Here is a 22,392-nt window from a genome sequence, read left to right as displayed (position 1 = left end):
CAGGACTTCGGCCTTTCGCTCCGGGCCATGGGTCCTGGGCCTTGGGCCTTTCCCCTTCGTCCCTTTTTCCTTCAGCATTCCGGCATTCCCGGCATTCCGGCATGCTTACTGCGCTCCCTGCAGCGCGATCTGCTTGCTGAACCGGACGTCGCGCTGTTGCTGGCGCGACACCAGCCGCGCCAGCTCCCCGGTGCGCAGCGCGTCCTCCACGCGCGCATCGCCATCGAGCAGGCGAATCGCCAGCCAGCGGCTGTTGGGGACGCCGGGTGCCGCCGCCTCGATGTGCGTCATCAGCTCGCGCACGGCCCGCTCGAACTCCGGGGTGCCGGTCACCCGCAGCGGTGATGTCGCGATGGCGCCGCTCGAGACGCCGCCGACCGCCGTCAGCAGCGCGTGCAGGCCTTCGCTCGTGCGCGCGACGATCGGGATCACCGGCACGCCGAGGTCGCGGGCCAGGCTGCGGGCATCGACGTCGATGCCCTTCCGACGCGCCTCGTCCATGAGGTTGACCGCGATCACGACGCGATCGGTGATCTCCAGCACCTGGAGCGCGAGATTGAGGTTGCGCTCCAGCGCGCTGGCATCGGTCACCACGATCACGGCGTCGGGCTGCCCGAAGAGGATGAAGTCCCGCGCCACCTCCTCGTCCTGCGAGGCCGACAGCAACGAGTAGGTGCCTGGCAGGTCGACGATCTTGTAACGCACTGCGTCGTACGAGAACCCGCCTTCGGCGCGCGTGACGGTCTTGCCGGGCCAGTTGCCGGTGTGCTGGCGGAGCCCCGTCAGCGCGTTGAACAGCGTGCTCTTGCCCGTGTTGGGATTGCCGGCCAGCGCCAGCACCCGATCGACGCCGCCGACCTGCACGCCCAGCGGCGACAGTTCCGCCGCCACGGGGCACGCCTCGCAGTCGTGACCACTCATGCCTGCTGTCTCCTCTCTGCCGCCGCCACAGCGGGCACGGGACGGACGATGACGACCGACGACTGATCGACGCGCAGCGCAATCGTCGTGCCGCGGACGCGATAGGCCCGCGGGTCGCCAGCAAAGGTCTCCAGCACCGGTCGCAGGCGCGTCCCCGGGGTGAATCCCAGATCGAGGAGCCGTCGGCGCGTGAGTCCCTGACAGGTGGGCGACAGCGACACGATCTCGGCCTCCTGATCGAGTGGCAGCGCCGACAGCCGGAGCACGTCCGCCGCGTCACTCGTGTCGCCATCGAGTGGCGTGACGAACACGTTGCCCGCGTGCTCGAGTGGCAGCGCGACGTCGCGGTCCTCGATGCGCAGGCGCAGCGCATGCGGCGCGACCTCGATCACCGTGAAGGCCTGCGCGGGCTGCAGCCCGAGGTGCACGAGGGCGCTGAAGGTCGCGGCCGGCTCGTCTTCGAGATGCACGATGCGCCCCTGCTGGCCCACCGACCAGTGCGTGATGGGCTCGCCCTGGTCGTCGAGGCCTTCGCCCGCGAACGGGATCGGGTCGCCGTGCGGATCGCGCTCCGGGTGGCCCATGGACGCCGACAGGCGCTCGGCGTCGGCTTCCGTGAGGTGGTGCTCGAGACGCTCGGCCACGCGGTGCACGGCGGTCAGGGGCAGTCGGGCCTCGTCGGCCAGATACCGTTCGAGCAGTCGATGCGCGCGGACGAGGTGGCGGGCTCGCTGTTCACCGGCGTCCGTCAGGCGATAGCGCCCGCCCTCGGAGGCCGTCAGGCCCCCGGCGCGCATGCGCTCCATCACGCGCAGCAGCCCACGGTCGCCCAATCGCAGCGTGCCCTTGAGCGACGCGAAGGAGCCCGAACGGCCGGCTTGCGCTTCCTGCAGCAGGTGCTTGAGCGCGTTTTCGCCCTGTTCACGCGCCCGTGAGGCGGCCCGCGCCTGCGCTCGCGCCAGCACCCCGTGTCGCGGCCACAGGGCCACCAGCAGCACCACCGCGACGGCGATCGTCCACCACACCAGGCCGGTCATCGTGTCTCCATCAGCGCGCTGACGCGTCGGTCCAGGGCCTCACCGCGCAGGGAAGTGGCCTGCAGTCGGCCCTCGCGGTCGAACAGGAACGACGCCGGGATGGCCTGGACGTCGAAGGCCCGTGCCAGGGGACTGTCGTACAGACCAATCTCGCGGACCTGCGGCCAGGCGATGCCCTGTCGCTGCAGCCAGCTGCGGAAGTCGCGCAGCGGCGAGCGGTCGAGGCTCACCCCGATGATCGTGAGGCCGCGGGATGCGTGCTGCGCATGCAGGCGCTTGAGGCGAGGGAGGTCGTCGAGGCAGGGCGCACACCAGGTCGCCCAGAAATCGAGCAGCACCACGCGTCCGCGCAGACGGCGGTCCGTCCAGGGCCGGCCGTCGATGTCCACGGCCGCCCACGCCTCGGGACCGCGGGATTCCCGCGGCGTCTGTCCCGCGTGCGCGTCGGCGATTGTCGCCGCCGCTGGGCCCGGCCGCGCGCCCTCGCTGGTGACGTCCAGCGCCGACGCAACGACGACGAGCGCGGCCAGGGGCAGGTGGGCGATCATCGCCCGACCCTCAACGAGACCAGCATCGTCCGCGGCGCGCGCGGGCCATACACGTACGCCGAATCGCGCAGGGGGCCCTGATCGAGGTCGCGCTGATAGGCGTTCGTGAGGTTGCGCACGGCGACGGTCAGCGTCAGCGGCACCGCGCCGTCGGTCAGTCGTCGTGCCATCGACACGTCGATCTGCACGAACGACGGTGTGCGTACGAGCCGGTCTTCCGGGATCGCCCCGGCGAAGTGCGGCGCCAGCATTGGTCCCGTGATGCGCAGGCCGGCGAACAGATCGACGGGCAGCACCTCCTTCACCGTCACCGACGCATTGCCGTAGGCATCAGGCGTCCGGAAGAAGCGCCGGCTGCCGAAGTTCGGCTCCGGCTGGCCGAACGTGCTGCGCTGGACCACCAGACCGCCCTGCAGCACGAACCGATCTCCCAGGCCCCAGCCCACGTTGGCCTCCACGCCGCGGACCGTTGCCGTGCCGAGGTTCACCTTGAGGAACTCGCGTGCGTCCGTGCCGGGCAGGTCGTCCTCCTGCAGATGGAACTGATCGCGCAGCCGGGTATGGAAGGCGTTCATCTCGAACAGCGCCTGCCCACCCCAGATCGACGGCTTCCATTCACCTCCGGCCATCCAGTTGACCGATCGCTCGGGCCGCAGGGCCGGGTCCACGTAGACGATCCGGGCCTCGCCGCCGAGCGAGGCGATGTGCAGGTCCTCGTCGAACACCTGGGGCGCCCGGATGCCCTGGGCGAACGACAGCCGCAGGTCGAGCGCCGGGCGCGGGGAGACACGCAGCGCCGCGCGCGGCAGGACCTGCGGGCGGGGGAGCGCCGAATGGCGATCCACGCGGACGCCCGTCAGCAGCTGCCAGCCCGGCCGCACCGTCCACTCGTCCTGCACGAAGACGCCGACCTGGTCGTAGCGCAGATCGAGCGACCGGCCGTAGCCAGGCTGTCGATCCGTCAGGCGTTCGGTGGTCATCTGCACGCCGCCACTGACGACGTGACGGCTCGTGTAGCGGTTCACCAGCAGGTCCGCGACGCCGAGGCGGCTGCGCGTGTCGCCGTAGGCCAGGGGATCGCGGCCGACGCCGTAGTAGCTGTCGCGCAGGGTATCGGCGCCCGACAGCGTCAGGCGGTAGTCGGTCCGCGCGCTCGGCGTGTGGAACCAGGTCAGCGTCGCCGCACCGCGCGAGGTGTCGATGTCTTCGGCGATGTCCGCCTCGTGCGGCGGCAGGTCCAGTCGATTGCCGCCTCGACGCGATTCGCGCAGGGCGCTGGCATCGAGTGTGAGCCGCGCGCGTGTGCCGAGCAGCACCCGATGGGCCCGGATGCCGCCCGCTTCGAGCGCCCGCTCCGACACCTCGGTGTAGCCGTCGCCCGTCACGTCGACCGGCGCCACCCGATCGGCCTGCCCGTAGGCCGTGAGCAGACTCCGCCGGTCGGTCGAGACCCAGTCCAGGGCCGCCGCCGTCGAGACGGTGGGCTCGCCGCGCGTGACGCCGATCGTCGTGTCCAGCTGCGCACCGCGTGTCGTCGGCTCGCGCGTGATGACGTTGATCACGCCCCCGACCGATCCCGGCCCGAGCAGGGCCGCGCCACCGCCCTTGGTCACCTCGACGCGATCGATGAGGCGAGCCGGGATCTGCTCGAGGCCATAGACCTGCGCCAGCGACGACAGCGTCGGCTGGCCATCCATGAGGATCTGCGTGTACGGGCCTTCGAGGCCGAGCAGTCGCACCTGCGAGAAGTTGCAGTTCTGGCAGTTGTTCTCGACGCGCACGCCGGTCGTGTACTCGACGGCATCGGCCAGCGTCCGCGCGCCGATCTGCTCGACGAACTGCCGCGAGACGACCTCGGTGCGGACCGGGGCATCGCGCAGCCGCGCGTCGCGCCGTTCGGCGGCCACCTCGACGTCGGCCTTGAACGCCGGCACGAGCACGATCGGTGTGGTGCCGGTGGTGAGGGGGACGTCGGCGGCGACGAAGCCGGGCAGTTCGATGCGGACGGGCCGAGCCGGTGACACGCACAGCGCGCCGGCGTCGTCGGTCACGCCCAGCGCGGTGCCGGTCGCGTCCACGGCCGTGGCCCCCGGCAACCCGGCGCCACCGGCGTCGCGCACCTCGACCCGCATCGGACACGGCGGGATGGTCGAGGTGGGTTGACCGGTCAGGGAGAGCAGCAGCGCCAGAGGGACAGTGAGCATCGGAGATTTTGACTAATCAAAAAATGGACCCATCAGGCTTCAAAGTCAAGCCGTCGTCCCAGCAGCCTCGGCCCCCGGGTTCGATCGCTGGCGAAATTGCGTTTCTGAGAACGAGCCGGTTGGAGGATGCTGACCGCTCCGACACCCATGAGCGCGCAACGCACCAGACTCCTCGAATTGGCCGCCTCGGTCGCCGACGGCTCGGTCGACATCGACTGGAAGGACCTCGAGGCGTCGGTCCAGGACGATGAGGACCGGCAGTTGCTGCAGGACCTGCGCGTGCTGGCCAACGTGGCTCAGCTGCACCGGTCCGACGCGTCGGCGACGCTCGCGGAATCACGCGGACGGGTGGTGGGCCGGATCGGGCCGCCGCTGGCCGACACCGACGCCCCGACGGTCGAGGAGCGGGTGCTGCCACCGCCCTCCACGCAGCCGCTCGACCGCTGGGGGCACCTCGAGCTCATCGAGCAGATTGGCCAGGGCTCCTTCGGCAACGTCTACCGTGCGCGCGACACACGCCTCGATCGGGACGTGGCGCTGAAGCTGCTGCGCAAGGGCCGGCAGACGGCCGAGCTCGCCGAGAAGATCCTGCACGAGGGACGCATCCTCGCCCGCGTCCGGCATCGCAACGTCGTCACCGTGTTCGGGGTGGAGGAGCAGGACGGGCGCATCGGCCTGTGGATGGAGTACATCCGTGGCCGCACGCTCGAGCAGCTGCTGCGCTCGACCGGTTCGTTCGGTGCGCGTGAGGCGGCGCTGATCGGCCAGGAGTTGTGCCGCGCGCTGGCCGCGGTGCACAAGGCGGGCCTCGTGCACCGCGACATCAAGGCGCAGAACGTCATGCGCGAAGAGGGTGGCCGCCTGGTCCTGATGGACTTCGGGGCCGGGCAGGACGCCCATGCCGCGGGGGCCGCGCCCTCGGGCCGGCTGACGGGCACGCCGCTCTATCTGGCGCCCGAGCTGTTCCGCGGCGGCGAAGCCACGGTCCGCTCCGACATCTACGGCCTCGGCGTGTTGCTCTTCCACCTGGTGACGGGGCAGTACCCGGTGAGCGCGAGTTCGCTCGACGACCTCCGCCAGGCGCATCGCGAAGGCCGTCGCTTCCGCCTGCACGATGCCCGACCCGATCTGGCCGACGACTTCGCCCGCGTGGTCGAGCGCGCCGCGCATCCCGAGGCCGACCGGCGCTATGCGAGCGCCGGGGCGCTGCAGGAGGCGCTGGCCCGGTCGCTCGGACTCGACAGCACGATCACGGTGGACCGCGAGACCCTGGCGGCCGCGCTCGCCACGCCGGCATCGACCGACACCCCGATGCCGCTCGTGGGCGACACGCGTCGCGGACGACTCTTCCGCTGGTGGCACGTTGCCAGCCTCGGCTTCGTGCTCGGGGCCATCCTCGTCGCGCTCCTCGCGTGGCTGCTGCCGCGAGACGCCGTGCCGGCGTTGCAGCGCGCCACGGCGGTCAAGCCGGTGGTGGCCATTCGGCCCTTGCTGACCGAGGCGTCGCCCTTCGATCCGCTGACCTTCTCGGTGGCGAGCAGTCTCGGGGCGCGCCTGCGGTCGTCTCCCGAGGTGCGCGTGACGAGTGCCGAGGCCGTCGCCGTCCTCAACGACGCGGTCACCACGACGACCTCGATCATGGCGACGTTGCAGACCGACGCCGTCGTCGAGTTGCTGCCCGTGCGGGAGTTGCCGGACGGCTATCACGCGACCGTCCGCCTGATGATGGCCGGGGCGCTGCCGGTGACGCTGCCGTCGATCGGCCCGGCGGCGACCCTCGACAGTCTCAGCGAGGCGTTGGCCAGCGCGCTCGCGGCGCCGCTGCGGCTGAACCCGGAAGCGCTGCGTGGCACCGTGCACGCCGCGGCCTCACGTGGCAATCCCGAGGCGCTCGAGAACTTCAGTCGCGGGCTGCGCCAGATCGCGACCGAAAGCGCCGAGGGCGTGACGCAGGCCTGCCAGTCGTTCAAGGCCTCGACCGACGCCGATCCGACGTTCGCGGCCGGGTACGCGCGCTGGGCCCAGTGCCTGCTGACGCAGTACCGGTTCGGTGTGCTGCCACCCGCGACGGCCTTCGAACTCGCGCGGACCGCAGCGTCGATGGCGCTGGCGCGCGATTCCGAGAACGCCGACGCCCGCGCCGCGGTGGCCGATCTGTACGCGGAGGACCAGCACGACTGGGCCCGCGCCGAGCACGAGTTCCATGAGGCGCTGTCGCGTGACAGCAGCAACGTCTACGCCCGCTCGCGGTACGCCATGCTGCTGGCCGGTCGTGGGCGCACGGCCGAGTCGGTCGAGCAGCTCACCGAGGCGCGTCGCCTGGCGCCGCTCTCCACCACCGTCAAGGGCTACCTCGCGATGAGCCTGCACTACGCGGGCCGCGACGAGGAGGCGCTGGACATGTTCCAGCAGTTGCGCACGGTGGACTCGGCGCTGGAGTCGGCGCTGGTGGGGCAGTGCCGGATCTTCGTCGTCGTCGGCAAGTTCGAGGAGGCGCTCAGTACGTGTCGGCAACTGCTGACACGACGCAACGGGCGCGATGCCTTCGCCCAGGCCCAGATCGCGGCCGCACTCGGTCGTCTCGGGCGTCACGAGGACTCGAACAAGCAGCTGGCGCAGGTCCGTGCCCAGCTCGATGCGGCTGCCGACAGCGAGCGACCGAACCTCGCCTTCTTCCTCGCCACGGCGCACGCCGGTCTCGAACAGACCGATCAGGTGTTTCCGTGGCTGGAGGTGGCCGCACGCGGCAAGAGCTCGCGCCTGGCGTATCTGCGGGTCGATCCCCGCTTCGCTGTCGTCCGCGGGGATCCCCGCTGGTCACAGATCCTCGCCGTCTACGAAGGTCCGTGAGGTAGCATGCGGGCGCTTCCCGTCGCCTGTCAGTGTCACGCCGCCCCATGCGGCCCGAAAGGAGTCTGCCGATGTCGAAGAAGAAGGTCTCGCTCCGTCCCGTTGTCGATGCGATCGAGCAGTTGCTGAAGGAACTGGAGGGGGCCGAGGTTCCCACCGACGCCAAGGCCCTGCGCCACACCAAGGCCCTCAAGGCCACCCTGCAGGGCGCCTCGCTGCTGTTGCAGTCGGAGTGCTGGAACCGCGACGCCAACGACGCGGTGTACGAATTCCCTGCCTGATCTCGTGACCGCAGCGGCTGACGACGGGCGCCGTCGCCTGCGGCGCGCGCCGCACGTCCTGTGTCTCTGGGAGGGCACGGGGCGGGTCGTGCAGTCGGCCCGCCGGCCGTCCGGCGTGCCGGCCACCGATCTCGTGCTCGAGGTCCTCGATCACCTGGACACGTGGACCGCGATCGACACGCTCGCCGAGGCGCTGGCCCTGCCGGTCGCCGCGCTGGCCGTGCTCGTCGATGGCCTTCACGCGCACGACCTCATCGAGACCGACGCCGAGGGCGGACCGCACACGGCGTCCAGCCCGGGGGCGCGAACCGGCCCCTGGGCCGCCTGGTCGCCGGCCGCGTCACTGTTTCACGCCGCGACGCGCGACGTCGCCTTCGGACGCGGCGGTGCTTCCGGAACCGACAACGCGGGGCCGCGGCCGGATCCGATCCTTCCATCGCTCGGCGCGTCGATCCTGCCCCTGCCGGCGCCCTGCCTCGAGGAGCAGACGCTGCGCGCCGCCCTCCGCGACCGACGGACACACCGGCGGTTCGGGCCCGGTCCCATCGCACTGGCCGACCTCGCCACGCTGCTCGGCGTCACTTTTGGCGTGCAGGCCTGGGCACAAGCCGCTGAGGGGCCCCTCGCACTGAAGACGTCGCCCTCCGGTGGCGCGCGGCATAGCCTCGAGGCCTACGTCTGGGCACGACACGTGGATGGCCTCGCTCCCGGGCCGTACCACTACCGCCCAGGGGACCACACGCTGTCGACCATCGACCAGGCCGTCGCGCCGGCCGCGGTGACGCGGTGGCTGCCGACACAGCACGGCTACGAGGAGGCCGCGGTCATCGTGGTGCTGGCATCGGAGCTCGCGCGGGTGGCGTGGCGGTACCGCAGCGCCCGGGCCTATCGCGTCATCCTGATCGAGGCCGGCCACCTCGCCCAGTCCTTCTGCCTCGTGGCGACGGCGCTGGGGTTGGCGCCGTTCTGCACGGCGGCGATGGCCGAGACCGCCATCGAAACCGACCTCGGCCTCGACGGCCAGGCGCAGCCCGCGATGTACGTCATGGGCGTCGGTCAGGTCGCCAGTGGACCGTGGCAGCCGCACGCGGGACGTCCGGCCCCGAGGCTCGACGTCACGGCGCTCGGTCGTGGTCTGATCGGCGACGAGACGTGAACGTCACTCGTCGCTCGCGCGCACCTCGACGTCCACGTCGTCGCGTGAGTGGACGGTGACGAGAATGTCCATCGGACGACAGCAGACCCAGCAATCCTCGACGTAGATCTGGCGGCGGCCGGCCGTCACGTCGACGCTGAGCGTGATCGACTCGCCGCAATAGGGGCAACTGGATTCGATGTCCATCGGACGGTCATCGCACCTGCGACGCTCGATAGTAGCGCGATGGCAGCGGATGCCCGATGGCGGGCTCGATGCGCGCCGATGCCGCGACCACCGCCTCGAGATCGATCTCGCGCGCGAGTCCGAGGCCATGCAGCATGTAGAGCAGATCTTCGGTGGCGAGATTGCCGGTGGCGCCCGGCGCGAACGGACACCCGCCGAGTCCGCCGGCGCAGGCGTCGAAGGTCGCGATGCCCGCGTCGAGCGCCGCCAGCACGTTGGCCAGCGCCGTCCCTCTCGTGTCGTGAAAGTGCATGGCCACCGCCGTCACCGGCACGGCCGCCTGCAACTCCCGGATCAGCGCCCGGACCTGGCCCGGATGCGCGACGCCGATCGTGTCGCTGACGGCGATCTCGAAGACGCCCATGGCCAGCAGGGCCTCGCAGACGCGCAGGACCGCGGCAACGGGTACCTGGCCTTCGTAGGGACACCCGAACGCCGTGGACACATAGCCCCGCACGCGGACGCCGGCCCCCTGGGCGGCCACGCAGACCGCGCGCGCGGTGGCCAGCGCCTCGTCGACCGACTGGTTCAGGTTGCGGTGGCTGAAGGTTTCTGACGCCGCCGGGAACACGGCCACCTCGCGCAGGCCGGTGGCGATCGCACGTTCGAGCCCGCGCAGATTCGGGACGAGCGCCGAGAAGCGGACGTGCCCCGCCACCAGGTGCGGATCGGCGACCAGCGCCGCGCAGACCTCGTCACTGCTCGCCATCTGCGGCACCCGACTCGGATGCACGAAGGCGCCGGCCTCGATGCGCGTCAGCCCCGCGCGGCCAAGAGCGCGCGCGAAGGCGAGACGATCGGCGACCGAGACGGGCGTCGGCTCGTTCTGCAGCCCGTCGCGTGGTCCCAGCTCGACGACGGTGACGTTCACGTCACGGCCTCGCCATCCACGAGGTCGACGAGAGGCCGTCCCGGGGCGACGCGGTCACCGGGGGCGCAGTGGATCGCCTCCACGCGTCCGGCGGTCGGGGCCTTCAGCGGCAACTCCATCTTCATGGCTTCGAGCAGCAGCAGCGTGGTGCCGGCTGCCACGTCGTCGCCCGGCTGGACCAGGACCGCCGTGACCTGCGCGGGCATCGGCGCTTCGAGGGTCGCATGGCCGTGCGCATGCGACCGGGCGCGCGCCTCCGTCTCTGCCGGCACGCGCAGGACCTCGCCCTCGAGATGCACCCACACGGCGTCGTCTGGGCCGGTCACCGCGTGGGCGGTGCGCGGCGTGCCATCGGGACGCGTCAGGCGCCAGGTTCCATCGGCGCGGTGCTCGACCTGCCACTCAGCCACGCCACCCTCCCAACGCGACCCAGGGGCTGGCGAGGGCCTCGGGCCCGCGCGACGATCCGATCGGGCCTCCGCGTTGCTCGCCTCGCGGCAGCCGACGATGCTGCGCGGCCACCGCGGCGAGCGCGGCGAGATCGTCCGCTGACGGCGTGGCCACCAACGGGTCGTGATGAGCGGCGAGCCACCCCGTGTCGATTCGGCCGGCCTGCACGTCGGGATGCAGGAGCACCCGCAGCAGGTACGGGATGTTCGTGTGCAACCCGAGGATCACGAACTCGCGCAGCGCCTGTGCGGCGCGTGCCAGGGCAAGGGCGCGGGTCGGCGCGGACGTCACCAGCTTGGCCAGCAGCGGGTCGAAGTCCGGGGTGATGTCGTCCCCTTCGCGCACGCCGCTGTCGACGCGAATGCCCGGACCCTGCGGCTCGTGGTAGCGCAGCACGGGGCCGGCCTGGGGCAGGAAGCCCTGCGCCGGTGCCTCGGCATAGACCCGGCATTCGACGGCGTGCCCGCGCGGCACCAGAGCCTCTTGCGAGAAGTCGAGGCGCCTCCCCTCGGCGACATCGAGTTGCAGGTGCACGAGATCGACACCCATGACGAGCTCGGTCACCGGGTGCTCGACCTGCAGGCGCGTGTTCATCTCGAGGAAGTAGAACGCGGCCTCGTCGCCATCGCCCTCGAGGAGGAACTCGACGGTGCCCGCATTGCGATACCCTGCCGCGCGCGCCGCCGCCACGGCAGCCGCGCCCATCCGTGCGCGGAGCGCCGCCGAGACGACCGGCGACGGCGCTTCCTCGATGACCTTCTGATGCCGGCGTTGCAGCGAGCACTCGCGTTCGCCGAGATGCAGGGTCGCACCGTGGTCGTCGGCGATGATCTGGACCTCGATGTGCCGGGCGCCGTCAATCCGCCGCTCGACGTACAGCGTGCCGTCGCCGAAGGCGGCCTCCGCCTCGCGACGGGCCGCGCCCAGGGCCTCGTCGAGATCCTCGGCGCGCTCGACGACGCGCATGCCCTTGCCACCCCCACCGGCCGAGGCCTTGACGATCAGCGGAAAGCCGACGCGCGTGCCGGCCGCCCGCAGCGCGTCGAGCGACTGATCCTCGGGCCGCGCCCCGGGCACGCAGGGAACACCGGCAGCCTCCATGAGCCGACGTGCCTCCAGCTTGGAGCCCATGCGGGCGATGACGTCGGCGGAGGGGCCGATGAAGGTCAACCCGGCGTCGGCGCAGGCGGCCGCGAGAGCCGGCCGTTCGCTCAGGAAGCCGTAGCCGGGATGGATCGCGTCGGCGCCCGACTGTCGGGCGGCGTCGATGACGCGGTCCACCGACAGGTACGCCGAGACGGGGCGTGCCTCGACCGGTGTGCCACCGGCGTCGCTGGCGGGGAGGTCCAGGCACACGGCGTCGTCGGCGCCCAGGACGTGGGCGCGGGTGGCGTCCGGGCCGGCGTAGATGGCCACTACGCCGAGGCCCCGCTCGCGGCAGGCGCGTGCGATGCGGACGGCGATCTCTCCTCGATTGGCAATCAGGACCTTACGCACGTCCGGGCTCCGTCGCGTGCCAGGACGGCGGCCGACGCTCGAGGAAGGCGCGCAGGCCTTCCTGGCCGTCCTCACTCACGCGCTGGCGGGCAATGGCCTCCGCCGTCAGGCGGCGCTCGGCCGCATCGGGCAGGGGCGCCAGCGCGCCGAGCAGCGCCTTGGTGGCGCGATGGGCCGACGCGGCGCCGAGCGCCAGTTCGTCAAGGCGCTCGCGCAGCACCGCATCCAGCCGATCGGCACCGCAGACGTCGTCGACCAGGCCCAGCCGCAGGGCCTCGCCGGCCGACAGGCGGTGCGCCCGCAGGAACAGGGTCCGTGCGGCGGCGATGCCGATGCGCCGGATCACGTACGGGGCAATCGTGGCCGGCAGGATGCCGACGCGGGCCTCGGTGAAGCCGAGCACGGTGTCGTCGCGCGCCACCACCAAATCGCTCACCGCGAGCAGGCCCGACCCGCCGCCGAGGGCAGCGCCATGCACGCGCGCCACCAATGGCATTGGCAGGGAGGCCAGCGCATGGAACAGGTCGGCCACCGCCAGGGCGTCCTCGAGATTGCGCGCGTCGTCGTAGTCGCGCATGCGACGCATCCAGCCGAGATCGGCGCCGGCACAGAACGAGGCGCCGGCGCCCGACAGCACCACGACTCGCACGGAGGCGTCCGTGGCGACTCGCCGTGCTTCGTCACGCAGCGTCGCCACCAGCGCATCGTCGAGGGCATTGCGGACCTCGGGCCGATCGAGCGTCCACCACACCTCGCCGCCCCGTCGCTCGACCTGCAGTCCTGTCATGCGCGTCGCCCCGGTCACATGCGGAAGACGCCGGTCTGCCTCGGCGGCAGCGGCGCGTGATGGCTGATCGCGATGCCGAGTCCGAGCGCATCACGCGTGTCCAGCGGGTCGAGGATGCCGTCATCCCACAGCCGGGCCGTCGAGTAGTACGGCGATCCCTCGTGCTCGTACTTCTCGAGCAAGGGGTCGCGGATGGCGGCCTCGTCCTCGGCGCTGAGCGTCCGGCCCTGTCGGTCGAGCTGGTCACGCTTCACCGTCGTCAACACCCCGGCGGCCTGCTCGCCTCCCATGACGGAGATGCGCGCGTTGGGCCACATCCAGAGCAGACGCGGCGCGAAGGCGCGGCCGCACATGCCGTAGTTGCCGGCGCCGAACGAGCCCCCGATCACCACCGTGAACTTGGGCACGCGCGCCGTGGCCACCGCGTGCACCAGTTTGGCGCCATCCTTGGCGATGCCGGCGCGTTCGTACTGGGCCCCGACGATGAAGCCGGTGATGTTCTGGAGGAAGACGATCGGCACGCCGCGCTGATCGCACAGCTGGATGAAGTGCGTCGCCTTGAGGGCCGACTCGGAGAAGAGCACCCCGTTGTTGGCGATGATGCCCACGAGGTAGCCGTGGAGGCGCGCAAAGCCGGTCACCACCGTCGGCGCGTAACGGGCCTTGAACTCGTCGAAGCGCGATCCGTCGACCAGCCGCGCGATCACGTCGCGCGCATCACACGCCTTGCGCAGATCGTCAGGGATCAGGCCATACAACTCCCGCGGGTCGTATGCCGGCGGCTCCGCGGCGATGCGGTCGACGGGGACCGCTGGCGGCACCGGGACGCTGGCGACGATGGTGCGTGCCAGGTGCAGCGCGTCGGCGTCGTCCTCGGCGAAGTAGTCGGCCACCCCGGACAGCCGGGTATGCACGTCGGCGCCACCCAGGGCCTCGGCCGTGACGTCCTCGCCAGTGGCCGCCTTCACCAGTGGCGGCCCGCCGAGGAAGATCGTGCCGGTCCCGGTGACGATGACGGTTTCGTCCGACATCGCGGGAACATACGCCCCCCCGGCGGTGCACGAGCCCATCACCACGGCAATCTGCGCGATGCCCTCGGCCGACATGCGCGCCTGGTTGAAGAAGATGCGGCCGAAGTGATCGCGGTCGGGGAACACCTCCGCCTGCAGGGGCAGGAAGGCGCCACCCGAATCCACCAGGTAGATGCACGGCAGCCGATTCTCGAGCGCCACCTCCTGCGCGCGCAGGTGCTTCTTCACCGTCAAGGGGAAGTAGGTGCCCCCTTTCACGGTGGCGTCGTTGGCCACGATGAGCACTTCGCGGCCCGAGACGCGACCGATGCCCGTGACCAACCCGGCGCCGGGGGCATCGCCGTCGTAGACATCCCACGCGGCCAGGGGCGACAGTTCCAGGAACGGTGTGCCGGCGTCGAGCAGGCGCTCGAGGCGGTCACGGACCGTCAGCTTGCCCTGCGCGCGTTGCCGCGCCTGGGCCTCGGCGCCACCGCCCTCGCGGGCCAGGGCCCGACGTGTTCGCAACTCGACCATCAGCGCGTCCATCCGCGCGGCGTTGCGCCGGAACGACGCGCTGTGCGGATCGACCGACGAGGGCAGGCGGTCCATGGAGGTCACCAGCCGCAGCAGTCGGTCTTGTAGCCGCACGCCGGGCAGCGCCACACCGCATGCATCCGGAACATCTCGGCGCCGCAGCGGTCGCAGACCGTGGGGGGATCGCACTGGGGTTGGGGACGGATCGGGGTCGTCTCGCGAGGCGACGACGCCGGCGGCACAGACGGATCCTGGGGCATGGCCGGATTATAGGGCCCGCGGAACCAGGACCGCTGCGGGCAGGTCTCAGTGAAGAAATGACGACTCCCGCGTCCGCGTTTGTTACGCTGAACCCTGTGATGCATGTAAACACGACATTGGTCGTCTCCAGTCCAGACAGCCCGGCGCGCCTTACCTGTCCGGAACAACGACATGGCCGCTGACACCGCGCTGCGTGTGCTGCTCGTCGGCGAGATCGATGCGGGGCTCCGTCTCGGCCTGGATCGTGTGAACGAGCGTCGTCTGGTGGACCTGCGCGAGACGTCGGCCGCCGGGGTCGAGGAGGCCGTCGACGTCTGGGCGCCCGACATCCTGCTGGTCGCGCTCGGGGTGGCGGACGAGGGGGGACCCGACCTGTTGCGGCACTGGCGCCATCTGCTGCCCGATGCCGACGCCGTAGTCGTGCGCCGGGGCGAGACCGATGTGCGCACGGCCGAGTGGTTGCGGGCCGGGGCCTTCGCCGTCGTCGGCCGACCGGTGGAGCCGGATGAACTGGCCGAGGAACTCGAGCGCGCGGCCGAGCGCGTGCGGCTGCGCGTCGAGAACCGCCAGTTGCGGCGGCAGCTCGATGCCCCTCGCCGCTTCCCGGCCATCGTCGGCCAGAGCAAGAAGATGCTCGAGCTCTACGAACTCGTGGGGGCGGTGGCCGGCAGCGACGCCAACATCCTCGTGCTCGGCGACAACGGGACGGGGAAGGAACTGATTGCCAACGCGATCCATGCGCACAGCGCCCGTGCCGAGGGGCCGTTCATCAAGATCAACTGCGCGGCCCTGCCCAAGGAACTGATCGAGGCGGAGCTGTTCGGCTACCGGCGGGGGGCGTTCACGGGGGCCTTCACCGACAAGGCGGGCCTGCTGGCGATGGCCGAAGGTGGTTCGCTGCTGCTCGACGAGATCGGCGAGATGCCGTCGTATCTGCAGGCCAAGCTGCTGCGCGTGCTGCAGGAGCGCGAGTTCCGGCCCATCGGCAGCGATCGCAGCGTGCGGGTCGACTTCCGGCTCATCTGCGCCACCAACGTCGATGTGGAGGCGGCGCTGCGCGAGGGGCGGCTGCGCGAGGACCTCTACTTCCGCATCAACACCATCACCGTGCGGGTGCCGGCGCTGCGCGAGCGGCTCGAGGACCTCGCGCCGCTCTGCCAGCACTTCCTGGCGCTCTACAACACGCGCCACGGGCGGGCGTTGCGTGGTCTCAATCCGGCGGCCTACCACCGCCTCATGCAGCACCGCTGGCCCGGCAACATTCGCGAGCTCGAGAACGTCATCGAACGCGGCGTGCTCGTGGCACGTGGGCAGGACCTGCTCCCCGAGGATCTGCCCGAGTCCGTCGTCGCCTCGTCGGGAGGGGGGCCGATCTCGCCGGACCTGCTGCCGGCGACGGCGACGCTGGCCGAAATCGAGCGCATGGCCATCCTGCAGGCCCTGCAGCGCACCAGTTGGAACAAGCAGGAGGCGGCGCAGCAGCTCGGTCTGTACCGGCCGACGCTGTACAGCAAGATGAAGAAGCATGGCATCACGTCGCCGCCGCGGGCCCGTCGCCGCCTGGCGGTCGACGTGCCGAGCGAATCGCCGGCCTGATGAGGTCGGCGGGTGGCTGGCATGTGCTGCGGTCACGTGGTCAAATGACACGATGCGTCCCGCGGTCGCGGGGCGTCTGGAGGACCGAGCGCGTGAACGACCGGACGAAGATCATGTTGTCGGCACTGGCAGGCGCCGCGGGCGGCGCCGTGGCGGGCTACCTCATGTTCACGAAGCATGGGGAAGCGTTGCGGGAGCAGTTGGGGCCCGGGCTGGAGGACGTGATTGGCCGCCTGCAGGACCTGCAGGCGTCGGTGCAGCACGCGCGCGGCGTCGCGGACCAGAGCTGGTCGACGCTCCGCGACATCACACGCGACACCGGGCGCGGCTAGCCCCGGACGAGGAATGCCATGAGCCACGACGATGCCAACGGCCGCAACAGCGGCGCGACCTTCCTGATCGGTTTCATCGCCGGTTCGATGCTGGGGGCGGGCCTGGCCCTGCTGTTCGCACCGAAGCCGGGCGACGAGACGCGTCGCGAGGTGGCCGAACGGGCCCAGCGCGTCAAGGACAAGGCGCGCGAAGGGCTCGGCTCGGCGTCCGACCGCGTCGCGCAGTTCACCGAGCGCGGCAAGGCCATCTACCAGACGGCCGCCGAGAAGGCGCGCGACGCCGCGCAGGCCGTGCGCGAGGGCCGCGATCCGATCGCCGCCGTCGCCGACGGCGACGAGACCCTCAGCTGAGGCACACGCCTCCCGGCCGCGGACGGAGCGCATCTCCGTCCGCCCCCTCCACGTCGTGAGCCGTCGACTCGCTCCCCTCGACACGGTGCCGGAGCCTGCCGGCCCGCCGCCGTCCTGGCCCCATCAGCTGTGGCGGTGGGCCCGCTCCCTGCCCCGCGCCATCGGCGTCGCGGCCTGGCGAGGACTGGTCCGCTTCCTCAACAGCGACAACCTGACGTACGCCTCGTCGATCTCGTTCTACGCGCTGCTGTCGTTGTTCCCGCTGTTCCTGCTGCTGTTCTCGATCCTCGGCAGCGCCACCACCGATGAGGACTCGCGGCTGCGGGTGTTCAACTTCGTGCTGCGCTACTTCCCGCGCCAGTTCGACTTCATCTCCACGCAGGTCGATGCCTTCCGGCAGCAACGCATCCAGCTCGGGCTGGCGGCCAGTCTGGTGATGATCTGGTCGGCGCTGGGGGTGTTCGGCGCCATCACGACCGCGGTCAACTACGCGTGGAAGGTCGATCGCCAGCCGAACTACTTCAAGCACAAGCTGGTGGCGTTCCTGATGCTGGTGGCGTCAGGCGTGCTGCTGCTGGCCGCCCTGGTGCTGATCAGTGCCGGGTCGGTGATCGAGGCCAACTGGTTTGCCACCGCCGTCGGCGCCATGCCCGCACTCGACTGGCTGCGCGGCCTGTGGGCGCGCTGGGCCAGCATGCTGCTGTTCATCCTCGTGATGGGGCTGATCTTCTACTTCGTGCCCAACACCAACAAGGTGCGATTCCGCGACGTCTGGCCCGGCGCGATCGTCGCTGGTGTGTTGTGGCGGGCGGCGCTCGCGGGATTCAGCTGGTACGTGCGCGACCTCTCACGCTTCAGCATCCACGGCACCATCGCCAGCGTCGTGGTCTTCCTGCTGTGGGTCTACGTGTCGGCGGTGGTCCTGCTCTACGGGGTGGAGATGACGGTCGCGTACGCGCAGATTCGCCGGCTGGCCCGTCAGCGCGACGCCTGACGCGCGGGGCGGCGGTGTCGCGGCGGCGCGGGCGGCGTGCGGCCCCGGATCGGCGCGGCTACTTCGTCGGTGGCACGAGGACCTGCGGGCGCAGGCCGAGTTCGTCGCGCGCCGCCTGCGCCACCGCGGTGGCCACCCGCACGGCCTGGCCCGCCAGCGTCAGCACGACGATCGACCCGCCGAAGCCGCCGCCGGTGATGCGGGCTCCGAGGACCCCGCGCTGGGACCGGGCAATCTCCACCATCCGATCGATCTGGGGCAGCGAGATCTCGTAGTCGTCGCGCAGCGAGGCGTGCGACTCGTCCATCAGCACGCCGAAGCGGGCCATGTCGCGCTTGCGCAGGGCCTCGACGGCGGCCAGCACCCGGGCGTTCTCGGAGACGATGTGGCGGGCGCGCTTGCGCAGGAACTCGGGCAACTGCTCGATGCGCCGCTGGCCGTACTCGCTCAGGTCCCGGATCTCGTGGACGCCGAGCGCCCGCGTCGCCGCATCGCATTCCTGACGACGCTGCCGGTAGCTGCCGGTGGCATGGCTGTGGCTGATCCCCGAGTTGATGACGGCGAACTCCGCCGTCGACGGGATGCGCACCAGCTGCCAGGAGAGGTCGCGCGTGTCGAGGAAGAGGGCGTGATTGGCTGCGCCCAGCGCGCAGGCGATGGGGTCCATGACGCCCACCGGTACGCCGATGAAGTCGGTCTCGACCCGCCGCGCCAGCCCGGCCAGCACGACATCGTCGATGTGCAGCTGGAAGAGATCGCGCAGGGCCCGCAACACCGCGACCGTCAGCGAGGCGCTCGACGACAGCCCGCTGCCGAGCGGCACCTCGGAGCGGATGACCGCATCGAAGCCGCCGACACGATGGCCGGCGGCACGCAGCACGGCCGTGGCGCCCTGCACGTAGTCGACCCACGTACTCGTGCGTGCTTCTTCACCGACCACGAAGCGGACCTGCTGCTGGTCGTGCGGCACCGAGGCGCTCCACGCCCGGGAGGCGCCGTCGGCATTGGCCGCGACGGCGACAGCGGTGGTCTGCGGAATGACGGTCGGCAGGACGAAGCCGCCGGAGTAGTCGGTGTGCTCGCCGATCAGATTGACCCGCCCCGGCGCCTCACCGATGACGGTGCGGCGATGGCCCAGGTGCCGGATGATGTCGTGGTGCGGAATCTCTGTCACGGGCGGGCAGGCTCGAGGCTCAGGACGCCGGCTGCAGATTGCCGAGGGCCTTCAGGATGGCGGCGGCGAAATGCGGCACGTCGTCGGCCTTGCGCGCGGTGATGACGCAGCCGTCCTCGACCACGGGGCGGTCCACGTAGCGGCCGCCGGCGTTCTTGATGTCGATGGCGATGGACGGCCAGCAGGTGATCATCCGCCCGGCGACCGCCTTGACGGAGATGAGCATCTGGGCACCCCGGTCGATGGCCGCCACCGGCTTGCCCGCGGCGAGCATGTCGCGCACCAGATCGGTCATCGCGTGCCGCATGCGCATGCGGTCGGGCGCGTAGCCGCCCGGAATCAGGACGGCGTCGAAGTCCTTCGCATGGGCCTTGCCGGCCGAGAGGTCGGCTTCGATTTCGAGGGACTTGCGGCCCCGGTAGGTACGCCCGGCGATCGGGCCGACAACGACCACTTCGACCCCGGCGGAACGCAGGAGGTCGCGGGTGCCGGCCACATCGGCATCCTCGAACTCGTCCTCCACCAGCAGGGCCACACGCTTGCGTTGTTCGGTTGTCACGGCATGGATCTCCGGATGGCGATATTACATCAGCGCTAAGATCGCCTGATGGCCAACCGCCTCGGGAGCGAGAGCAGTCCCTACCTCCTCCAGCACGCCACCAATCCCGTGGACTGGTACCCGTGGGGCCCCGACGCCCTCGCGCGCGCCCGCGCCGACCACAAGCCGATCTTCCTGTCGGTGGGCTACAGCACCTGCCACTGGTGCCACGTGATGGAGCACGAGTCGTTCGAGCACGCCGGCATCGCCGCCCTGCTCAACGCGCACTTCGTCAGCATCAAGGTCGACCGCGAGGAGCGCCCGGACATCGATCGCGTCTACATGCTGTTCGTCCAGGCCACCACCGGGCAGGGGGGCTGGCCGATGAGCGTGTTCCTGACGCCCGATCTCCAGCCGTTCTACGGCGGCACGTACTTTCCGCCGACCGCCCGCTTCGGGCGCCCCGGCTTCCTCGAGGTGCTGCAGGAGATCAGCCGCACCTGGCGCGAGGAACCGGCACGCGTCGCCGCCTCGGCCGCCACCCTCACCGAGCGGCTCCGGGAGGCCACACGTCCCGAGCCGCCGCCCGACGGCGGTGTGCACATCGCGCCGCCCGCGGCCCTGGACGCCGCCCTGGCCGTCTACGTCCAGGCCTACGACGCCCGCTTCGGGGGCTTTGGCGCCGCGCCCAAGTTCCCGCGGCCGTCCGAACTGCTGTTCCTGCTGCGGCAGTACGCCGTGTCCGGCAACCCCGAAGGCCTCGAGATGTCCCTCGAGACGCTGCGCGGCATGGCCACCGGGGGCATGCGCGATCACGTCGGCGGTGGCTTCCATCGCTACTCGGTGGATGCGTTCTGGCGGGTGCCGCACTTCGAGAAGATGCTCTACGACCAGGCGCAACTCGTGCTTGCCCTGCTCGAGGCGTCGCAGGCGTCGGGCGATCCGTTCTACGCCTCGGTCGCCGAAGACACCCTGGCGTACGTCGCGCGCGAGATGACCAGCCCGGACGGTGGCTTCCTGTCGGCCGAGGACGCCGACAGCGTGCCGGCCGACGAGGCCGATGTGCCGCATCCGCGCCGCCTCGAAGGGGCGTTCTACCTGTGGAGCCTCGAGGAGGTCACCGACGCGGTGGGGGAGGCGCTGGCGCCGCTGGCCATCGAACGGTTCGGCCTGCTGCCGGAGGGCAACGCGCAGGACCCACAGGGCGAGTTCCGCGGCCGCAACGTGCTGCACGTGGCCCGCGACCTCGAGGACCTGGCCACCAGCCTGGGACGACCCATCGACGAGATCATCCGCGACCTCCGCACGGTGCGCCAGCGCCTGTTCACGGCGCGTGGCCAGCGGCCCCGGCCACGGCTGGACGACAAGGTCCTGACGGCGTGGAACGGCCTGATGATCGCCGCCTTCGCTCGCGCCGCCCGCCAGCTGCGCAGCCAGAGTCCCCAGGCGGACACCTGGCTCCGGGCCGCCGAGCGCGCGGCGCAGTTCCTCCGTGACACCGTCTGGGATGCCAACCGCGGCACGCTGCTCCGGCGCTGGCGCGCCGGCGACGCCGCCATCGACGGGTACGCCGAAGATTACGCGTACCTGGCGTGGGGCCTGCTCGAGCTGTTCGAGGCCACGGGCGATGCCTCGTGGCTGGAGTGGGCGCGCGACCTGCAGGCGCAGCTCGACGATCGCTTCTGGGACGAGGTCGCCGGCGGCTGGTTCTCGACCACCGGGGACGACCCGAGCGTGCTCCTCCGCATGAAGGAGGACTACGACGGCGCCGAGCCTTCCGCCAGTGCCGTCGCGGTGAGCAACCTGCTGCGGCTGGTCCACCTCGCGCCGGATGCCGCCGCGGTCACTCGCGTCGAGCGCACCCTGGCGCGGGGCGGTCTGGCCATCGGGCAGGCGGCCCGCGCCGTGCCGCACATGCTGGCCGGGCTGACGACGTACCACGCGGGGCTGCGACAGGTGGTCATCGTCGGCGTCCCCGACCATCCCGACACGCAGGCCCTGCACGCGGTGGTCGCGCGCCAGTACCTGCCCTTCACCATCGTCGTGCCGGTGACGCCAGGCCATGCGCAGGCGCGCCTCGCGCACCTGCTGCCGTTCCTCGAGACGCTGACCCTGCGCGATCAGCGTGCCACGGCGTACGTGTGCGAGGGGTTCACCTGTCAGGCCCCGACCACCGACCCCGAGACCCTTGCGCGCCAGCTGGGAGCCATGTCGTGACCACGGAGACGGGCATCGCGGATGCCCTCGAGATCATTGCGTTGTCGGTGGAGGATGGCGTCGCGGCCGCCGAGGGCGGCGCCACACGCCTCGAAGTGGTGCGCGACATCCAGGCGGATGGCCTGACGCCGGACGTGCGCCTGGTCGAAGCCCTGTTGGCGCGCCTCTCGTTGCCCCTGCGGGTGATGATTCGCCCGCGCAACACCTTCCTGGTCGGCGACGACGCCCATCGCGACGAGATCCGGCGTGACGCGGCGGTGTTCGCGGATCTGCCGGTGGATGTGGTCACCGGGTACGTGCGTGCGGCCGCCGACGGGTCGTCGGAGATCGACGAGGACGCGCTGGCGCTGGTGGCCGAGCGGGTGCCTCGTGCGCGCATCACGGTGCATCGGGCCATCGAGCGCATCAGCGGCGATCCCGCGGCGGCGCTGCGGCGGTGCCCGGCGGTGGATCGCGTGCTCTCGGGGGGCGGGGCGGGGTCGTGGGCCGACCGCGCCGAGGCGCTGGAGGGACTGCAGGCCAGCATCGCGCCGATCCGCGTCATCGTCGGCGGCG

The 22,392-nt window shown here is 71.2% G+C and carries 22 protein-coding genes; 9 read left to right on the top strand and 13 right to left on the bottom strand.

What is annotated here, in order from left to right; all coding sequences use genetic code 11:
- Positions 1-105: 105 nt before the first annotated feature.
- The 4 genes from Q0C41_RS15495 to Q0C41_RS15480 are packed head-to-tail and all read right to left on the bottom strand — an operon-like array spanning position 106 to position 4,710.
- Positions 106-921 (bottom strand): FeoB small GTPase domain-containing protein, encoded by an 816-nt coding sequence (locus Q0C41_RS15495; protein ID WP_291984968.1) that lies wholly within the window; start codon positions 919-921, stop codon positions 106-108.
- The gene (locus Q0C41_RS15490; protein ID WP_291984966.1) at positions 918-1,958 is read right to left on the bottom strand and encodes an iron dependent repressor, metal binding and dimerization domain protein; all 1,041 of its coding nucleotides are present in this window, start codon (positions 1,956-1,958) and stop codon (positions 918-920) included. The genes Q0C41_RS15495 and Q0C41_RS15490 overlap by 4 nt, the downstream gene beginning before the upstream one ends.
- Positions 1,955-2,506: a TlpA disulfide reductase family protein gene (locus Q0C41_RS15485; RefSeq protein WP_291984964.1), complete on the bottom strand. Its 552-nt coding sequence runs from the start codon at positions 2,504-2,506 to the stop codon at positions 1,955-1,957. The genes Q0C41_RS15490 and Q0C41_RS15485 overlap by 4 nt, the downstream gene beginning before the upstream one ends.
- A complete protein-coding gene (locus Q0C41_RS15480; protein WP_291984962.1) occupies positions 2,503-4,710 on the bottom strand; it encodes a TonB-dependent siderophore receptor in 2,208 nt (735 codons plus the stop codon). Before Q0C41_RS15480 ends, Q0C41_RS15485 begins: the two co-directional genes overlap by 4 nt.
- A 147-nt stretch (positions 4,711-4,857) precedes the next feature.
- On the opposite strand from Q0C41_RS15480, the gene Q0C41_RS15475 reads away from it, so the two are divergent.
- The 3 genes from Q0C41_RS15475 (at position 4,858) to Q0C41_RS15465 (ending at position 8,997) form a co-directional block, all read left to right on the top strand.
- Positions 4,858-7,560, top strand: coding sequence for a serine/threonine-protein kinase (locus Q0C41_RS15475; RefSeq protein WP_291984960.1), 2,703 nt, complete (start codon positions 4,858-4,860; stop codon positions 7,558-7,560).
- A 71-nt stretch (positions 7,561-7,631) separates the two neighbouring features.
- Positions 7,632-7,841 (top strand): hypothetical protein, encoded by a 210-nt coding sequence (locus Q0C41_RS15470; protein WP_291984958.1) that lies wholly within the window; start codon positions 7,632-7,634, stop codon positions 7,839-7,841.
- A gap of 4 nt (positions 7,842-7,845) precedes the next feature.
- On the top strand, positions 7,846-8,997 hold the full coding sequence (locus tag Q0C41_RS15465) for a SagB family peptide dehydrogenase (RefSeq protein WP_291984956.1): 1,152 nt from the start codon (positions 7,846-7,848) through the stop codon (positions 8,995-8,997).
- A 3-nt stretch (positions 8,998-9,000) separates the two neighbouring features.
- Here the strand turns inward: Q0C41_RS15465 and Q0C41_RS15460 are convergent, their stop codons facing one another.
- The 7 genes from Q0C41_RS15460 to Q0C41_RS15430 are packed head-to-tail and all read right to left on the bottom strand — an operon-like array spanning position 9,001 to position 14,634.
- The gene (locus tag Q0C41_RS15460; RefSeq protein ID WP_291984954.1) at positions 9,001-9,183 is read right to left on the bottom strand and encodes a CPXCG motif-containing cysteine-rich protein; all 183 of its coding nucleotides are present in this window, start codon (positions 9,181-9,183) and stop codon (positions 9,001-9,003) included.
- Between the two features lie 7 nt (positions 9,184-9,190).
- Positions 9,191-10,093 (bottom strand): hydroxymethylglutaryl-CoA lyase, encoded by a 903-nt coding sequence (locus Q0C41_RS15455; protein WP_291984952.1) that lies wholly within the window; start codon positions 10,091-10,093, stop codon positions 9,191-9,193.
- Positions 10,090-10,503, bottom strand: coding sequence for an acetyl-CoA carboxylase biotin carboxyl carrier protein subunit (locus tag Q0C41_RS15450; protein ID WP_291984950.1), 414 nt, complete (start codon positions 10,501-10,503; stop codon positions 10,090-10,092). The genes Q0C41_RS15455 and Q0C41_RS15450 overlap by 4 nt, the downstream gene beginning before the upstream one ends.
- Entirely contained in the window at positions 10,496-12,040 is a 1,545-nt protein-coding gene (locus Q0C41_RS15445) for a biotin carboxylase N-terminal domain-containing protein (RefSeq protein WP_291984948.1), read from the bottom strand. The genes Q0C41_RS15450 and Q0C41_RS15445 overlap by 8 nt, the downstream gene beginning before the upstream one ends.
- On the bottom strand, positions 12,033-12,827 hold the full coding sequence (locus Q0C41_RS15440; protein ID WP_291984946.1) for an enoyl-CoA hydratase-related protein: 795 nt from the start codon (positions 12,825-12,827) through the stop codon (positions 12,033-12,035). Before Q0C41_RS15440 ends, Q0C41_RS15445 begins: the two co-directional genes overlap by 8 nt.
- Positions 12,828-12,841: 14 nt before the next feature.
- Positions 12,842-14,449 (bottom strand): carboxyl transferase domain-containing protein, encoded by a 1,608-nt coding sequence (locus Q0C41_RS15435; RefSeq protein WP_291984985.1) that lies wholly within the window; start codon positions 14,447-14,449, stop codon positions 12,842-12,844.
- Positions 14,450-14,454: 5 nt separating this feature from the next.
- Positions 14,455-14,634, bottom strand: a complete 180-nt coding sequence (locus Q0C41_RS15430) for a hypothetical protein (protein WP_291984945.1) — start codon at positions 14,632-14,634, stop codon at positions 14,455-14,457.
- Positions 14,635-14,806: 172 nt separating this feature from the next.
- Between Q0C41_RS15430 and Q0C41_RS15425 the strand changes: the two genes are divergently transcribed.
- The 4 genes from Q0C41_RS15425 to Q0C41_RS15410 all read left to right on the top strand — a co-directional run bounded on the left by Q0C41_RS15425 (position 14,807) and on the right by Q0C41_RS15410 (position 17,908).
- Positions 14,807-16,231, top strand: coding sequence for a sigma-54 dependent transcriptional regulator (locus Q0C41_RS15425; RefSeq protein ID WP_291984943.1), 1,425 nt, complete (start codon positions 14,807-14,809; stop codon positions 16,229-16,231).
- Positions 16,232-16,323: 92 nt separating this feature from the next.
- The gene (locus Q0C41_RS15420; protein ID WP_291984941.1) at positions 16,324-16,563 is read left to right on the top strand and encodes a hypothetical protein; all 240 of its coding nucleotides are present in this window, start codon (positions 16,324-16,326) and stop codon (positions 16,561-16,563) included.
- A gap of 18 nt (positions 16,564-16,581) precedes the next feature.
- A complete protein-coding gene (locus tag Q0C41_RS15415; RefSeq protein WP_291984939.1) occupies positions 16,582-16,914 on the top strand; it encodes a YtxH domain-containing protein in 333 nt (110 codons plus the stop codon).
- 55 nt (positions 16,915-16,969) lie between these two features.
- A complete protein-coding gene (locus tag Q0C41_RS15410) occupies positions 16,970-17,908 on the top strand; it encodes a YihY/virulence factor BrkB family protein (protein WP_291984937.1) in 939 nt (312 codons plus the stop codon).
- 58 nt (positions 17,909-17,966) lie between these two features.
- Here the strand turns inward: Q0C41_RS15410 and galK are convergent, their stop codons facing one another.
- Together galK and Q0C41_RS15400 are read right to left on the bottom strand one after the other, a co-directional pair.
- Positions 17,967-19,082: a galactokinase gene (gene galK, locus Q0C41_RS15405; RefSeq protein ID WP_291984935.1), complete on the bottom strand. Its 1,116-nt coding sequence runs from the start codon at positions 19,080-19,082 to the stop codon at positions 17,967-17,969.
- 19 nt (positions 19,083-19,101) lie between these two features.
- Positions 19,102-19,641, bottom strand: a complete 540-nt coding sequence (locus Q0C41_RS15400; protein ID WP_291984933.1) for a DJ-1/PfpI family protein — start codon at positions 19,639-19,641, stop codon at positions 19,102-19,104.
- A 48-nt stretch (positions 19,642-19,689) separates the two neighbouring features.
- Here Q0C41_RS15400 and Q0C41_RS15395 point away from each other — a divergent pair, with 48 nt between their 5' ends.
- Both Q0C41_RS15395 and Q0C41_RS15390 read left to right on the top strand, forming a co-directional pair.
- On the top strand, positions 19,690-21,837 hold the full coding sequence (locus Q0C41_RS15395) for a thioredoxin domain-containing protein (RefSeq protein ID WP_291984931.1): 2,148 nt from the start codon (positions 19,690-19,692) through the stop codon (positions 21,835-21,837).
- Positions 21,834-22,392: copper homeostasis protein CutC (locus Q0C41_RS15390; RefSeq protein WP_291984929.1), on the top strand; the 559-nt coding region annotated here is incomplete at its 3' end. The genes Q0C41_RS15395 and Q0C41_RS15390, both read left to right, overlap by 4 nt.

Origin of the sequence: Luteitalea sp., assembly GCF_022842525.1 — a bacterium.
Taxonomy (GTDB): domain Bacteria; phylum Acidobacteriota; class Vicinamibacteria; order Vicinamibacterales; family Vicinamibacteraceae; genus Luteitalea.
The sequence above is the reverse complement of the archived record's forward strand: the minus strand, read 5'-3'. Positions and strand labels throughout refer to the sequence as shown.

Excerpts from the sequence above, each read along its gene's own strand:
- Q0C41_RS15495 (WP_291984968.1), bottom strand. The coding sequence starts at position 921 with ATGAGTGGTCACGACTGCGAGGCGTGCCCCGTGGCGGCGGAACTGTCG.
- Q0C41_RS15490 (WP_291984966.1), bottom strand. The coding sequence starts at position 1,958 with ATGACCGGCCTGGTGTGGTGGACGATCGCCGTCGCGGTGGTGCTGCTG.
- Q0C41_RS15485 (WP_291984964.1), bottom strand. The coding sequence starts at position 2,506 with ATGATCGCCCACCTGCCCCTGGCCGCGCTCGTCGTCGTTGCGTCGGCG.
- Q0C41_RS15480 (WP_291984962.1), bottom strand. The coding sequence starts at position 4,710 with ATGCTCACTGTCCCTCTGGCGCTGCTGCTCTCCCTGACCGGTCAACCC.
- Q0C41_RS15475 (WP_291984960.1), top strand. The coding sequence starts at position 4,858 with ATGAGCGCGCAACGCACCAGACTCCTCGAATTGGCCGCCTCGGTCGCC.
- Q0C41_RS15470 (WP_291984958.1), top strand. The coding sequence starts at position 7,632 with ATGTCGAAGAAGAAGGTCTCGCTCCGTCCCGTTGTCGATGCGATCGAG.
- Q0C41_RS15460 (WP_291984954.1), bottom strand. The coding sequence starts at position 9,183 with ATGGACATCGAATCCAGTTGCCCCTATTGCGGCGAGTCGATCACGCTC.
- Q0C41_RS15440 (WP_291984946.1), bottom strand. The coding sequence starts at position 12,827 with ATGACAGGACTGCAGGTCGAGCGACGGGGCGGCGAGGTGTGGTGGACG.
- Q0C41_RS15435 (WP_291984985.1), bottom strand. The coding sequence starts at position 14,449 with ATGGACCGCCTGCCCTCGTCGGTCGATCCGCACAGCGCGTCGTTCCGG.
- Q0C41_RS15430 (WP_291984945.1), bottom strand. The coding sequence starts at position 14,634 with ATGCCCCAGGATCCGTCTGTGCCGCCGGCGTCGTCGCCTCGCGAGACG.
- Q0C41_RS15425 (WP_291984943.1), top strand. The coding sequence starts at position 14,807 with ATGGCCGCTGACACCGCGCTGCGTGTGCTGCTCGTCGGCGAGATCGAT.
- Q0C41_RS15415 (WP_291984939.1), top strand. The coding sequence starts at position 16,582 with ATGAGCCACGACGATGCCAACGGCCGCAACAGCGGCGCGACCTTCCTG.
- Q0C41_RS15395 (WP_291984931.1), top strand. The coding sequence starts at position 19,690 with ATGGCCAACCGCCTCGGGAGCGAGAGCAGTCCCTACCTCCTCCAGCAC.